Origin of the sequence: Acinetobacter sp. WCHA55 (assembly GCF_002165305.2) — a bacterium.
Classification (GTDB): Bacteria; Pseudomonadota; Gammaproteobacteria; order Pseudomonadales; family Moraxellaceae; genus Acinetobacter.
The window spans coordinates 1,791,378-1,805,346 of the sequence record NZ_CP032286.1 but is presented as its reverse complement, the minus strand read 5'-3'; the positions used below and the strand labels follow the sequence as shown (position 1 = coordinate 1,805,346).

Annotated in this window: 13 protein-coding genes; 6 read left to right on the top strand and 7 right to left on the bottom strand. The window is 36.2% G+C overall.

The features are described 5' to 3' along the window. Window positions 1-48: 48 nt before the first annotated feature. The 5 genes from CDG62_RS11555 to CDG62_RS11535 form a co-directional block, all read right to left on the bottom strand. On the bottom strand, window positions 49-1,695 hold the full coding sequence (locus CDG62_RS11555; protein WP_087528919.1) for an IS66-like element ISAba17 family transposase: 1,647 nt from the start codon (window positions 1,693-1,695) through the stop codon (window positions 49-51). Between the two features lie 74 nt (window positions 1,696-1,769). Then, the gene (gene tnpB, locus CDG62_RS11550) at window positions 1,770-2,105 is read right to left on the bottom strand and encodes an IS66 family insertion sequence element accessory protein TnpB (RefSeq protein ID WP_000618090.1); all 336 of its coding nucleotides are present in this window, start codon (window positions 2,103-2,105) and stop codon (window positions 1,770-1,772) included. Further along, complete coding sequence (gene tnpA, locus CDG62_RS11545; RefSeq protein WP_000364662.1) at window positions 2,102-2,530, bottom strand: IS66-like element accessory protein TnpA; 429 nt, start codon at window positions 2,528-2,530, stop codon at window positions 2,102-2,104. Before tnpA ends, tnpB begins: the two co-directional genes overlap by 4 nt. Before the next feature lie 77 nt (window positions 2,531-2,607). Further along, the gene (locus tag CDG62_RS11540; RefSeq protein WP_228254387.1) at window positions 2,608-7,131 is read right to left on the bottom strand and encodes a hypothetical protein; all 4,524 of its coding nucleotides are present in this window, start codon (window positions 7,129-7,131) and stop codon (window positions 2,608-2,610) included. A gap of 107 nt (window positions 7,132-7,238) precedes the next feature. Next, a complete protein-coding gene (locus CDG62_RS11535; RefSeq protein ID WP_087528055.1) occupies window positions 7,239-7,445 on the bottom strand; it encodes a helix-turn-helix domain-containing protein in 207 nt (68 codons plus the stop codon). Window positions 7,446-7,539: 94 nt separating this feature from the next. On the opposite strand from CDG62_RS11535, the gene CDG62_RS11530 reads away from it, so the two are divergent. The 5 genes from CDG62_RS11530 to CDG62_RS11510 all read left to right on the top strand — a co-directional run bounded on the left by CDG62_RS11530 (window position 7,540) and on the right by CDG62_RS11510 (window position 11,465). Next, window positions 7,540-8,019 (top strand): hypothetical protein, encoded by a 480-nt coding sequence (locus CDG62_RS11530; protein WP_087528056.1) that lies wholly within the window; start codon window positions 7,540-7,542, stop codon window positions 8,017-8,019. Between the two features lie 122 nt (window positions 8,020-8,141). Then, the gene (locus tag CDG62_RS11525) at window positions 8,142-8,321 is read left to right on the top strand and encodes a DNA-binding protein (protein WP_087528057.1); all 180 of its coding nucleotides are present in this window, start codon (window positions 8,142-8,144) and stop codon (window positions 8,319-8,321) included. Window positions 8,322-8,508: 187 nt separating this feature from the next. Then, window positions 8,509-10,050, top strand: coding sequence for an IS21 family transposase (gene istA, locus CDG62_RS11520; RefSeq protein ID WP_087528058.1), 1,542 nt, complete (start codon window positions 8,509-8,511; stop codon window positions 10,048-10,050). Window positions 10,051-10,063: 13 nt separating this feature from the next. Further along, on the top strand, window positions 10,064-10,804 hold the full coding sequence (istB, locus tag CDG62_RS11515) for an IS21-like element helper ATPase IstB (protein ID WP_087528059.1): 741 nt from the start codon (window positions 10,064-10,066) through the stop codon (window positions 10,802-10,804). Between the two features lie 151 nt (window positions 10,805-10,955). Further along, a complete protein-coding gene (locus tag CDG62_RS11510) occupies window positions 10,956-11,465 on the top strand; it encodes a cytochrome b (protein WP_087528060.1) in 510 nt (169 codons plus the stop codon). Window positions 11,466-11,748: 283 nt separating this feature from the next. Here CDG62_RS11510 and CDG62_RS11505 read toward each other — a convergent pair whose 3' ends face one another. Both CDG62_RS11505 and CDG62_RS11500 read right to left on the bottom strand, forming a co-directional pair. After that, window positions 11,749-12,087 carry a DUF6616 family protein gene (locus CDG62_RS11505; protein WP_087528061.1) on the bottom strand — a complete coding sequence of 113 codons (339 nt, stop codon included), beginning with the start codon at window positions 12,085-12,087 and terminating at the stop codon, window positions 11,749-11,751. A 2-nt stretch (window positions 12,088-12,089) separates the two neighbouring features. Next, on the bottom strand, window positions 12,090-12,581 hold the full coding sequence (locus CDG62_RS11500) for a MarR family winged helix-turn-helix transcriptional regulator (RefSeq protein WP_087528062.1): 492 nt from the start codon (window positions 12,579-12,581) through the stop codon (window positions 12,090-12,092). Window positions 12,582-12,927: 346 nt separating this feature from the next. Between CDG62_RS11500 and CDG62_RS11495 the strand changes: the two genes are divergently transcribed. Further along, on the top strand, window positions 12,928-13,935 hold the full coding sequence (locus tag CDG62_RS11495) for an SDR family NAD(P)-dependent oxidoreductase (protein ID WP_087528063.1): 1,008 nt from the start codon (window positions 12,928-12,930) through the stop codon (window positions 13,933-13,935). Window positions 13,936-13,969: the final 34 nt, after the last annotated feature.

Below are 13,969 nucleotides of genomic sequence, written 5' to 3'. Positions count from 1 at the left end.
CAGGATTGATTTGGTGCGTAAGCATCCGCTGAACGCCATCGCCAAGTTTTAACGGGGTTCAGGTTTCCAGCGGTGAGGTAGTAATTCTTCTATTTGGGGCACTTTATGTGTTGGCAACCTTTTCAGCACATCACTTAAATAGGCATACGGATCCAAGCCATTCAGCTTTGCTGACTGGATTAAAGTCATGATATTGGCAGCTCGTTGACCACTGCGCAGCGAACCTGCAAATAGCCAGTTCTTACGCCCCAAGGCCCAGGGACGCATTTGGTTCTCTATCCAATTATTGTCAATGGGTAGATTGCCATCATCCAGATAGCGGCTTAAAGCAGTCCAACGTTTTAGGCTGTAATTGATCGCCCGGGCGGTTGGAGAACTCGATGGCACCGTCAGCTGATGTTGGTTGAGCCATTCATATAGTTGTTGCATGACCGGTTGACTATGCTGTTGTCGGTATTCGCAGCGGTCTTCCGCTGTACCATCCGTCTTTTTTCTTAATTCTGCTTCTATCGCATATAATTTCTGAATCAGCACTAATGCCTGTTCAGCGACCTGACTTTTCTTGGTCACATGTAGTTCATGGAATTTACGACGTGCATGTGCCATGCAGCCCACCTCAATGACCTGACCTGATCTAAAGCGTGCTTTATAACCACTGTAATCATCACAGACCAAATGACCCTGCCAGCCTTTCAGGAAGTCTTCAGCATGCTGGCCAGAACGGCTATCTTGAAAGTCATAGATCACTGCCTGAACTGGATTGTACTGTGTGCTGGCATAGGCCCAGACATAACCTTTTTTGGGCTTTTTCTCATTTTCACCCATCTGCATGACCGTCACCGGTGTTTCATCTGCATGGATCACCTGCTGTTGCAGTACCACCTGTTTTAAGGCATTGGCCAGAGGTTCCAGTTCCACCCCACAGCGGCCAATCCAGTCAGATAACGTTGATCTAGACAGATCAACACCTGCGCGTAGAAAGATTTGACGTTGACGGTACAAAGGCAAATGATCGGCATACTTTGACACCAGCACATGGCTAAGCAATTCAGGTGAAGCAATGCCTTTATCAATCACATAGGCTGGCATCGCTTGCTGAGTCAGAGTGTCACACTGATCACAGACCCATTTACCACGCACATGCTGTTCCTTATAGAACTGTGCCGGTCTGAAATTCAGTTTTTCACTGACATCTTCACCGATACGACGCAAGGTACAGCCACAACTGCATTGTGTTGATTCAGGTTCATGCTCAATACGGAGGGTGTGTAGATGATCTGGCAACAGCCGACGTTTAGGTTTGTTGACTGGGGCTTTCTGTGCAGCTGCATTGGTTTTATCTGCATTCAGTCGTTCCAGTTCCAGATCAACCGCTGCAATATCTTCTTCAACCGCTTCATCCCAGAGATGGATTTGTTTTGCGGTTAGATGTTCGTTTTTACTGCCGAATTTATGCTGTTTAAATAGTGCAAGCTCATGCTCGTATTTTTGATTGAGAATAGAAAGATGTTGAACTTTAGAATCTAATTGCTGATTGGTGACTTCAAAATGTTGAACTCTGGCATCTAATTGCTGATTTGATTGTTCCAGTTGTTGTTTAGATTGTGCCAGAGACTGATGCTGCATCGCCAACTGTCTGGTAAATTCCAGCAGTTGTTCATGGGTCAGTTGGCTTAAATCAGGCAGCGTATTCATGACCGCAGTATGCCTGAGGTCATGATGCAGAGGAAATAGAACGTTTGGAGAATAGCAGAATGGATGAGCCTGGTTTAGAGCATTGTTACCACTTGCTGCAGTCCGATTCTTTGCCAGGGCAAACCCTGGATCAGTGCCTGTAACTGCTCCGGGCTGATCGCCATACTTTCACCCTGGTGAACTTTAGCCCAGTGGAATTTCCCCTGTTCCAGCCGCCGGGCACACAGCCAGATACCCAGTCCATCATGCACCAGCACTTTCATACGATGGCCACGCTTATTACAGAACAGGTAAGCGCAATGCGGTTTGATGTAGCCAAAGGCTCTCAGCACCTGAGCCATGGCTGTATCCATCCCTGCACGCATGTCCATCGGCTGGGTAGACAACCAGATCTCATCAATACGAATCATTGAGTCAAACCCTGGATCAGCAACAGTAATTCAGTTACTGACTCCACCGGCCAGTCGATCTCGATCATCTGATCCCTTGCGGAACTTGGTGCCTCATGTAATGGAATCCTGATATGAGCGACAGCTTTCTTCTCTGGCACAGGTGGTAGAGGTGCTTCTTGTTTGACTGGAGTCGGGTGAAGAATGACCGGAAGAAAGTCAGTCTGTGGAATGGATGGGGTTTTTAATGCAGGGGGCATTGATCTGGACTGACGAATCCATTTATGTAGCAGATTGGCATTGATCTGATGTTGCATTGCTACCTTGGCCACTGATGTATCTGGCTGCTGGCATTGCTGAATAAGTTGATGTTTAAATTCAGCTGTGAAGGTTCGACGGGGCTTTTTTAGCGTTGGTGCACTGTCTATAACTGTCTTTAAATCCATAAATAGGTGTCCACTTAAATTTAAGTGGACACTATCGCGGTATTAATGAGTTAGAAAAAGTGGGGTTCAGCGGACGCTTACTTTGGTGCAATCATAGGTGTAAGTAAATGAGCAATCCTAAATAAGCTTTCACTTTCTAGAGTAATAGAGCTTTCACTCATACCCTCTAAGAGAGATTGAATGTAATCAGTCTTAGGTTTCCCTGTTAACTCACTTAAAATATGTAATTTCAGATTACTTCCATAAGTATCTATATAAATATCAGCATGATGTGTTCTCAAAAATTGTTTTATTCTCGAATCTAAAACTGCTAAAAATGACATTCTTCTTTTAAAGCGAGATGGTATAGCTTTTAGGAGATCATCTAAGTCATACATTCCATTTCTAGGATCATCGAACCACCAATTAATCAGTGGTATCGCTTGTGAAGCACTTATTCTTTTTAAAAGCTGTAAATAGAGGGCTTTTCTAATCCAATACTTATTTTCCAATTTCTGAAAATCATTATAAGCTGAATCAAAATCGACACTTCGATTTGAATCAGTGTAATTTTCAAAAAACACATCCCAATCAAACTTTTCTTGGTCGTAGGTTGAAGAATGAGGTGCTTCTTCTACCTGAACATAAACCTCTGAATTACAAATGGATAAGAAAAAATCTTGAACAGTTTGATCTGTTATATGAAATGCCTCGACCAAATCTCTAAGGCGATTAATATGTCTTTCTGATGGATTTGGTACAACAATATAAAGATAGAAGCTTTGTAAAACTTTTCTTTTTAGTTCATCACTTAAAGCTAATGATTTAATAGAGCTTAATAGATTATCTAAGTCATATGTAGCTCCCATCGCTTTGAAAGCCAATGGTATCAATGGTGATAAAAGTTGTTCTTTAAGTAACTTATCCAGCAAATTGCCCAATATTCTATCTTCATCACCAAATCTACGATCACGCCAACGGCTAGCAATAGCAAATGCTGAGTTAGGATCTAAATCGTAAATTGCATCAACTGTGTAATCCCATGGAAAATGTTTATCTCTATGTACATATTTATATGTCAATTCAGCACATTGACTAAAACGATAGCATAGCTGTGGTTTTCTATTATTTTGCTCCTGTCCAGCTCTTACGCCATAGCAAAGTAATGCATTCCATCGTTGTAGATTTTCTTCACCTAGGTTACTACTTACTTCAATGGCTTTATTTAATATCGTAGTAGCTTCAGCTTGATCTAAAGGGAAAATTGATTGAGCAATAGACATATAGTCACTCACCAATGTTTCTGCATGATCATCACTATTCTCAAGAGCTTTTAAGTTTTTTTCTATATTTTCATAACAATAATCTTCTAATTCACATTTTTTCTGCAAAGCCAAAATAAGCGTGAAATGATTACGTGTATTAATATAAATTTTTTCCTTGAAATGCCTTTCTATCTCTGGATAAGTTTCTTGGCTAAGATGATTATTTAAAATTAAAATATCGAACCAAATTTTTGCAATTTCATTTTCTAGATGATTACCATATTCCCGATAAGAATATCCTTTAGCTTTCTGGGAGTCTGATTTCGCTTGTTCAATTAGTTGATCGAGTTCCTTAATGCAAATCTTCTCTATGATTGACCGAGCATACAATTTGTACCATGGCAAAACTGCTGCTACATCTCGTTTTAGCGTAGTAATTTCCTCGGATGAACTATAAGACGTATCCTTTAAAAATTCCTCTTTTAATCTTTCAGTTACTAAATCAACTAGTTCTAATGACTTACTTTCCCATGTTTTATGTAAAGCATAAGCTTTCATATAACTTACTCTATCTGAGTGTCCATATCGATCTGTAATTTCATACGGTATTTGGGGGGGGATATATTTCGATAAAATCTGATGTGCTTCTGTAGAAACACAAAGTTGTTGCTTAAAAACTACTTCTAAAAAACAAAGAATTGGGGTTAGACCAATATCAAGTTTTACTTTGTCATAGCTCAATAATCTTAAAATTCTTGAAAAATTATCAGAATGGATAACACAATGATTTAATTTAAGTATCTCTATAACACCTAAAGTCAAAAATATGTTATTACCTGATTTATCTAATATTTGTTGTATAACTTCACGCTTATTCAGTTTAATCAGTTCTTCAGTTGCAATTTTAGCTACTTTATAACTTACACTTTTTGGACGCCATCTACGAAGCCAATTAATTGCATAACCCACACCCTCTAAATTGATTAAGGTAGTAAAACAATCACTAATCTCCTTATCTTTTATTTCCTGATGATGTTTATGATCTTCCGGAAGTTCAAACCAACTAGTTAACCAGTGATTTGCAATGCGAAGCTTACTACGTGATTCTCCACGGAACTCTTCTCGATATGAGAGAAGTTTAGCCTCAGTAATATATTTCGAGCCATGCCATGACCCACCTTTAAATACTTTTTCAGAGATTAACTCTAGAATTTGATTATCATTAAAAGTTGTACCAACTAGCTCAACATTTTTTTCAAGTAATTGATGTTGTCTAGTCTCTGCGGCAACTTCTCCACCAGCCTTTAATGACAACTTCGCAACATCTGTATATTTACCAAGTTTTAGGCCAGCTTTAATTGCAAATTGTAGGCGTTGCAATTCGACCTTTCTTTTTTCTAAGGTGGAATTCGTTGGTAACATTTCAGAATTTAAAGATAGTTCAACTAATTCCTCAAAATTACCTGCATCCATCAAAATTTGGGGTAGTACAGAAGCAGCATATACAGAATTTACAGCGAGAGGTTTAAGCTTCTGAATGAACTCATTCAGCAAGCTAGTATCTTTTGGTTTATAAATTTCACGGAACCAAGACTCAGTTGGCTCATCTACAAATTGAATATTATTGTCGCTAAGACGAATTGGATGACCACCGATATCAGAAATAATACTTCTTATTTGATCAGCCCTGATATTAGTTAAATCAGATAAAATTTGCAGTGGAATTAATGGGCGTAAAATAGCAATTGAAGTGAGCAGTAAATCAATTTCTTCTGATTCGGAATAGTTTTGTTCTTTAAAACTGAAAATTGCCTTATTTAACAAATCCTTAATTGTGTCTTCTACGCTTTTAGGCGTTCCACCGAAAAATGAAAGAATCTCATGCAAAGTCAAATTTTGTTCTAAAGCAATACTTTGGACTCGTGGATTGCCACTGGTAAGTCGATGAAATTCAATCACGTCTTGTGTCGAAACATCAGGATAATAGTTGAATAGATGTTGTTTTGTTTCATTTTCACTAAAGCCTTCTAAATCAAGAATTTCGATATCTTGTTTAGGTATTAAAAGCCCAACCCTATAAGGTCTCGCTAAAGCAATTATTTTAATATTTTGCGGTAGGGTTTCTTGCAATAAATCAGTTATAAAAGATCGACCATAATTAAATTCATCTGCTGCCATTTGTGAGTTATCAGCAGCATCAATAACAATGAATAGCTGCTTACTTTCATTGGAGAACCTTTCAGAAACCTGCTTTAATCTAAACAAAAATGCTTTTATGTACTCGCTAGGACCGGCACTCGTTGTTGGTATTAGTGGATGGCATAAGCCTAATCCAGCTAATTCATTTGCAATTTGAACTAATGCTATTTTATGTGTATGTCTCGCCGATGAGGATTGTCTGTAGTCACCATTACCAAAGCAGTCATAGACAATCGACAATGATCCAGAAGGGATATAGTTGTGTATTTGTGTACTTAAGATTGATTTACCTACACCACCTTCAGCTTGAATAATAAATTTTTGACTATGTGATTCATTAATAGTATCTATCAGTGTTCTTACGATAGGTCTATCTACGATATTTTCTAACTCTTTTATTAAGTTCTTTACTGGAAACAGATCATCTGGGTTGGTTTTAAGTGCACGGAGTACATCGTATCGTGTAATTTCTGGTTTTTCTGTATTTTCACTAAGTGCTTTACGGGTGATAAGTTCCTTTAATTCATTCGGAGCATTAACATCATCCCCTGGTAGGTAATAAGCGATGTCTTGAGCAAGAATCTCACGTTGGGCTATATAGTTAGGCTCTTGTGATGGGAATTTCACAAGCTTAATAAATTCTTCTAAAGCTTGACCATCTAAATCGGTATAGTCTTTTAATTTTTGAAGATTCTGAGTTTTAGTAACATGTCCTGTTTCTTTAAGTTCATTAATTGACTTATAGAACTCATCATTGATCGCTCTATTTGAAACGAAGTGAAATTCTACTTTTTTTAACACCTCATCCTTAGACTTTTTTTCTATCAATCTGCGGTATCTTTGAGAAAAACCTTCAATAGTATTACGTAGTTTACTAGGCTCAAACGGTGTTTGTGCATGTAATGTTGAGTGCTTAAGTTGAGTGTAAATAATTTTAGAAGAAGCAGAAAAATCATTACTAGTGTAGTATTCTCCCACATCTACAATTTCTTCACCTTCTTCTACTTCTTCGTTAAATTCAGATTTACTAGGACCTTCAATAGTCAGAGTATGTAATCCAGATAAAGGGTTCAAAAGTAGAAGTGCTTTTCTTGCAGCCCATAAGTAATGAAACTGATCTCCATCTCGACTTGCTCTAACTAAATCTGCATTTCCCATTGCCTTACCTGTTTTATAAGATGTTATAAATCATAATTAAAATATTTTTTAATTTTATCAGTGGTTTAATATTTATAGAATCATAAAGTTAATACTTTTACTCTTAATTAGGGTAATAGGCTTTTAGCCTCAACTTCTAAAGCATGCGCAATATCATATAGTTTTTCTACTGTAAGATTTACCTCACCCCGTTCGATACGCCCCATATAGCTCCGATCAATGCAACATTGGAGAGCAAGCGACTCTTGTGTGGTCTTTTTTTCAATTCTCTTTTTGCGGATTAATTGACCAATCGTAATTGATAATTCTGACATTTGAAACCAACTGCTCAAAAAACAGAAATATCAACAATTGAGGACTATATATCCACGGACTATAATCCGTATTTATTTTTGTTAAGATTCAGCGATGTCAAAATCAATTACCTTACCTTTATATGATGAATTCTTAAAAATTTTTATTAATCATGAAATTAAAAATTGGCAAGCAAAACATTTTTGGGAAAAAATGGGCCTTAATCAGCCCTATAGAGCTAAACGCTGTAAGCGTCTCATGTATGTAGGATTAAGAATCCTACTTAGATGCAAGTATCTTGAAATTGATGTTACTCAATCTTCAAAAAAAGCATTCAGTTATAAAGAAACTCCTAGATTAAATGAACTAAGAGATAAATATAAAAAACAAAAACTCGAAGCTATTTTTTCAATAAAAAAATCTGAATTTTTAAATCAAATTAAAGATAAAGAAAATAATATTGAATTTATAGAATCACTATTATTAGATGATAAAACATTAGAGAAATATTTTATTAATCATAAAGAAAAATTAGAAACTGATATAAAAAATATTAAGTCAAACATTAAATTTATGGATGGTTTTATGAGTTAAAAACCATAAAAATATTAAAAATACTACAATAAAATCAAAATATTAAATTAATATTATTCTGGTTGACTTGAGCATTTTTCTTCTATATTTTTTCGTCAAATTTACTCAAAATTCGTCTAATTATGGTCAAATCAATAAAACAAGTTAGAGAGGAATTTTTTTCTTCAGGAACTTCTATTGCCGAATGGGCAAGAGCTAATAATTTCTCACCTGATTTGGTATATAGAATACTAAAAAACAATCAAATTCCACAACGTGGTAAAAGCCATGAAATCGCAGTGAAACTAGGTATCAAAGAGTAGAAAATTATGAATTAATTAACTTTATTTTTTTATTTAACTGCAGAAAGTATAAAGACCCATGCGCCAGCATGAGTCTTTATGAATTGTCTTTTACTTGGTCGTGCAAGACATATTCATTCTAAAAGACATTGCTAAATTAAGCAATGTTGAGGGTGCTTTTTGCCTCATTTTATTATTAGAGGTATTTATGCGCTTAGACACTGATAAAATTCGACAAACTGTCAGACTGCTAAATTTACAATACAGTCAAAGAGAAACCGCTAAGCAAGTCGGTATTTCTAGAGAGTCTGTGAAAGTGCTCTATGAAAAGTTAAAAATTTTTCCAATTCACAATAATGAACTTAATTTATTTACCAACATTGAATTACTCGACTATTTTGAAATCTCACGTAATACAAGTTATCCGTCGAGAAAAATTTATCCTGACTTTGAATATATCAATCAAGAATTAAAAAAACGGGATATGACCATTGAATTACTTTGGCAAGAATACATTGCTCAATATGAAAATGGCCTTTCATATTCTCGTTTTTGTGAAGTATTTAGAAATTTTCAAAAGAAACGATATTCCTCAATGCGACAAAATTTTAAAAGTGGTGAAGCACTATTAGTAGATTTTTGTGGTAGAACAATGGAAATTACTTCTCCATTAGATGGATCAAAAAGTCATGCTTCTATATTTGTGGGAGTATTAGGGGGATCAGCGTATACATTTGCATATGCAGTTCCAAGCCAGAAAGTTGAGCACTGGTTGGAATGCTTTATTCAAGCATTTAAGCATATCGGTGGTGTTCCAGAAACAATAGTAACAGACAATTTAAAATCAGCTGTCATCAAAAATAATAAGTTCGGATTGGAGTTCCAAAAAGACTTTGAAGATTTTGCAGCACATTATGATTTTGCAATTATGCCAACTCGACCACGCCATCCAAAGGATAAAGGTCTTGTAGAAGTCAGTGTGCAGATTGTACAACGTTCAGTCCTAGCATCTATACGCAATCAAAAATTTTTATCTATTGATGAATTAAATCAAGCCATTCAGCAGAAAATGGACACAATTAATCGTAAAACCACTCGTCGATTTACTATTAGCCGTTATGAACAATTTTTAGCTTTGGATAGTAAAGACCTCAATCCGCTACCGCTTTATCCATATGAACTATGTACATGGAAACGGCAGGTACGGGTCAGTGAATTTTATCGAATTGAGTATCAATCTAATCAATACTCTGTTCCGTATACATATACGCATTTAAAAGTCGATATTAAAATCACGCACTCAGCAATTCATATTTTTTATGAACGTGAAAAAATAGCTGAACATATTATCAACTCCCATATACACCAAGATATCTGCTTGGATGAACATATGTCACCTGAACATCTTGCTCAAAAAGGTCTCTCAAAAGATGAAATTACTTTCTGGGCAAATCGTATAGGTCAAAGTACATCACAGTATGTTGATTATATTCTCAATCAAAAAAGAGATCTTGCCAAAAACATTAAGTCCTTAAACAAGTTTAGAAAATGGGTCATGGATAATCAAAAATCTAATTACCTAGAGGATGCTTGTCAATTTGCCATGGAACGAAAAATTTTCACACTCAAGCGACTTGAAAGCATTATTTCAAACAATGCTCATCTCATACCACAAGCGCCAGATATACAGCCTCGTATAACAACCCCACATCATAATATTCGTGGCATTAATTATTATTTTCAAGATTAAGAGATAACAAAACATGCTTAAACAATCTGTCAAAGAGAAATTAGAACAGCTTAAACTTAAAGGCTTTCTTCGTTCAGCAGAAAGTTCACTTGATCAAATGTTAGGTCAGGGCGCTAGTATAGAAGACTTTTTAGACTATTGCCTCGATGCAGAATTAAATGATCGCTCTAATCGAAGAATTGAACGACTATTATCTCAAGCCAAATTCCGTTATCCAAATGCAAGGGTGGAACACATAGATTATGCAGTAGAACGAAAACTTAAAAAAGCAGACATCCATCGCTATGCTAATTGCGAATGGATTAATGAAGGTCGTGGGTTGATTATTTCAGGCTCAACAGGTGTTGGTAAATCATGGCTAGCTTGTGCACTAGGAGCTGAGGCCTGTCATCTTGGCTATAGCACGATATATTTTAATGCTATTAGCCTTTTTGATGAAATTGCAAATGCAATTACTTTAGGGGAAATTAAAGATTTTAAGAAAAAAATATGTGCTGCAAAATTGCTTATCATTGATGATTTTGGATTAGGAGGCTTTAATCAGGCACTTGCCCCATCTTTTTTGGAAATGATTGACAAACAATCTCAAAGTGGAGGTCTTCTAATTACTAGTCAAGTTCCAAAAAAATTGTGGTTCGAACAGTTTCAAGATCCAACAATCGCAGATGCAGTGATGGATCGAATTTTACATAGATCCTATGAGCTAGAGATTTTAGGTAGGTCTTACAGAGAAAAAATTTTTTCTTTAGAATAAATGTTTTTAACAGGGGTGGCCTACTTGGAATAGGAATAAGTGGTAGACCACCAACTGGAATGAGTGGCCGACTTATTCAGTATTTTGCATTATGATGAATATGGGTGGTTTGCTCTTAATTTGATTAAAATATCAGAATAAGGAAAGCTCTATGATTGTATCAACTAAAAAATTTCCTCATTTGGTAATATTGACCCACTGGATAACATTACTCTTTGTCCTTGTTGCATATTTCACAAGCCAAAGTCCAATTGAGGATCAGTGGCTTGGGCAGACCCATGTAATTGCGGGTAGTTTGGTTTTTATCATTTTCTTCATCCGCATTTTTTTATACATGAGGTTTAAGACCCAGTTTCCTGAAGTTTCATTTAAGTCTGAAATACAAAAAAAGGCTTTTCAGTTGATGAAAGTATGCCTATATATCTGTTTATTTACCGTTCCTTTTTTGGGGTGGTTTACATTGGCTTCAACACAGGCATCTTTCAGTTTATTGGGTATGGATCTGCCACAAGTGCTTTTTTCTAGTAATGCTGATCTTGGTGATATTCATCCTATTATTGCAAATATTTTTATTACATTGATTGGGTTGCATGCTTTGGCCGCACTAATTCATCACTTCATATTGAAAGATGATGTTTTAAAGAGTATGAGATTGAAATAGAACCTATTCAAAACCACTCACGTCTAGAAATAAATTTGTCATTATTAGCTCTCTAGCTTGTGGGGTCTAATTACAAATTTGATTATAAAGATGATATTGAAGTAAATATTAATGATAAGTTTTTGGATGTCTGCATGACGTATTCAAAAAACTTAACCTCTACAATCATTTAAACAGTAGAGGCTTCTTATAATTCATAGTAAAAGTTGGATTTTTTTCAAGAAATATTTTACTAGTGTTTTCTTTGAATTCTTTCTGTAGGTTGAATACTCTGAATAAAAAATCAGATATTGGCTAGTGCTTCAAGATGTTCATTAAAGCTAGATTCCACTCCAACAGCATTTACATGGTCAAAGTACTTATACCAACCACTCGCTTTGATGCCTGCAAGTAGGGCATTACAAACTTCTTGATTTGGGAAGTGCCAAACAGCTAAAAATTGATGGTCGCTGCTTTGATCAATTTTAGAGTTAATTTGAGTGAGTGTTAACGCTTTAACTCCAGCATCAGACAATCCAACCATTGCAGCCCCAACATTATTTAAATAATTTTTGCGCTCATCGAATGATAAGGCTTTCCAAGCTGAATTTGGGGTATAAAGTTCGATAAGGTAGTGATTCATGGTTATTCCTTATTGGTGAGGTTGTTTGAGACTTTTTTTAATAACTGGGTAAATTGTTCGCGTTCTTCAAAAGAAAGATTGCCAAATAAGCCAGAGATCCAGCGACTATGTTGGTCAAAAACTTCTTTAGCTACTATCTTTCCTTTTGATGTGAGTTGTATTTTTAAAGCACGACGATCCTCTGTGTCCGCTTGTCGTTCTATTAATCCTTCACGTTCTAGGCCATCAAGCAAGCCTGTTACTGTTGCGCGGGTGATTCCAGCTTGTTCTGCAAGAGTTTTAGGGGCTATTCCTTCACCATTTGCTTCAAGTAGAAATAGAAGAATGAATCGTCCTTCAGATAGACCATGAACAGAGAGTTGATTTGCGCAATCACGATCTATACTGGATGCAAGTGAAAGAGTCATAAAACAAAGTTGTATTCCTTCGATATCAGGTAATTTTCGCTTTTTTGCTTCACCCAAAAGTGCTTTGTATTTTTGATCAAGGTTCATTTGATTAGCTGCAATATAGTAAGTCGCCTAACTATATAAAAAGAGAAAAATATTGTCAATTCAATTGAACACACTTTGAAAAAATCACGTAGCAAAATTTCGAGCTACACAATTCCTTCAATAAGTTTTTTCTTTTCATAAACAATATACAGTTCATAGGTATAACTGTAACACATACGATATTCCTAACCTTTAAAATGGTGATATAGTGCTCTTGCAGATTAGCCGACTCAAGAGAATTTTGAGTCGGTTTTTTGCGTTTAATATCTGTGAATAAGTCATTTGAAACACCATAAATACACCAATAAAACGCAACTTGCTGATTATTATAAGGAGTATGTATACAATGATTTTAGTGACTGGTGGTTTAGGCTTTATAGGCTCTCATATTGCTTTGAGCTTTATGGCGCATGGGCAAGAAGTCATTGTTGTAGACAATTTATCCAATGCGAACTTACAAACCCTTGAACGATTAGAATTTATTAGTGGCATGTATGTGCCATTTGTCAAAATTGATATACGAAATACGCCTGCTTTAAACAAAGTTTTTGAGCAGTATTCCATCGATGCAGTGGTGCATGCAGCAAGTTTTAAATCGCTTGAAGAATCTGTATTGAAGCCTTTGGAATACTATAACGATAATGTCAGTTGTATCATGAGTTTACTGCGTGCCATGCAGCGAACTGGTGTCCGAACTTTGGTTCATCTTTCAAGCCTTGCGATCTATGGTGAATCGAGCCTACATCTAGAAGAAGATTTAGAACTGAATTACGGCTATCCAAATCCGTATATCAAATCGCAGCAAATGGTCGAAGAAATTATTCGAGATACAGCAAAAACGGATAATGAATGGAAAATTGCAATTTTAAGAATGGGCAATGTCGCAGGTGCATTTGAAAATGGGATGCTTGGAGAATTGTTCCCGCCTTTACCGAAAAATATTATTCCACTGTTGATGCAAGTCGCTGCAAAACAGCGTGATCACATTGAACTTAGAAAAAGTGCACAAACCATAGACCATACCGTAGAGCGTAGTTTTTTACATATCCTCGATGCCTGTGATGCCATTGCCGCGTCGTTACAATGGTTAAGTACTCAACAGTTTGCTTGCGAAGCCTTTAATATTGCAGGTCAAAGTGTTTCGATACAGCAGTTGGTTGAAAAAGTTGAAAGCGTGACGCAAAGTGACATTGCTACAGTTGATGTTGTGGATTCGAACATCGTGGAATTAGATCAGGTCGCAGCAGAGTGTAGTAAAGCGAAAAAAGTTTTACACTGGGAAGCGAAGCGCAGTTTAGAACAAACCCTTGAAGATGGATGGCGATTCTACCGACAAAGTTTAGATGGCCGTTAATTAATTTATCGATAACAATTATCATTTACATATT

What these genes read in the sequence shown, in the direction of transcription:
- CDG62_RS11555 (WP_087528919.1), bottom strand. Translation starts at nt 1,695, where the DNA reads ATGAATACGCTGCCTGATTTAAGCCAACTGACCCATGAACAACTGCTG.
- tnpB (WP_000618090.1), bottom strand. Translation starts at nt 2,105, where the DNA reads ATGATTCGTATTGATGAGATCTGGTTGTCTACCCAGCCGATGGACATG.
- tnpA (WP_000364662.1), bottom strand. Translation starts at nt 2,530, where the DNA reads ATGGATTTAAAGACAGTTATAGACAGTGCACCAACGCTAAAAAAGCCC.
- CDG62_RS11540 (WP_228254387.1), bottom strand. Translation starts at nt 7,131, where the DNA reads ATGGGAAATGCAGATTTAGTTAGAGCAAGTCGAGATGGAGATCAGTTT.
- CDG62_RS11535 (WP_087528055.1), bottom strand. Translation starts at nt 7,445, where the DNA reads ATGTCAGAATTATCAATTACGATTGGTCAATTAATCCGCAAAAAGAGA.
- CDG62_RS11530 (WP_087528056.1), top strand. Translation starts at nt 7,540, where the DNA reads ATGTCAAAATCAATTACCTTACCTTTATATGATGAATTCTTAAAAATT.
- CDG62_RS11525 (WP_087528057.1), top strand. Translation starts at nt 8,142, where the DNA reads ATGGTCAAATCAATAAAACAAGTTAGAGAGGAATTTTTTTCTTCAGGA.
- istA (WP_087528058.1), top strand. Translation starts at nt 8,509, where the DNA reads ATGCGCTTAGACACTGATAAAATTCGACAAACTGTCAGACTGCTAAAT.
- istB (WP_087528059.1), top strand. Translation starts at nt 10,064, where the DNA reads ATGCTTAAACAATCTGTCAAAGAGAAATTAGAACAGCTTAAACTTAAA.
- CDG62_RS11510 (WP_087528060.1), top strand. Translation starts at nt 10,956, where the DNA reads ATGATTGTATCAACTAAAAAATTTCCTCATTTGGTAATATTGACCCAC.
- CDG62_RS11505 (WP_087528061.1), bottom strand. Translation starts at nt 12,087, where the DNA reads ATGAATCACTACCTTATCGAACTTTATACCCCAAATTCAGCTTGGAAA.
- CDG62_RS11500 (WP_087528062.1), bottom strand. Translation starts at nt 12,581, where the DNA reads ATGAACCTTGATCAAAAATACAAAGCACTTTTGGGTGAAGCAAAAAAG.
- CDG62_RS11495 (WP_087528063.1), top strand. Translation starts at nt 12,928, where the DNA reads ATGATTTTAGTGACTGGTGGTTTAGGCTTTATAGGCTCTCATATTGCT.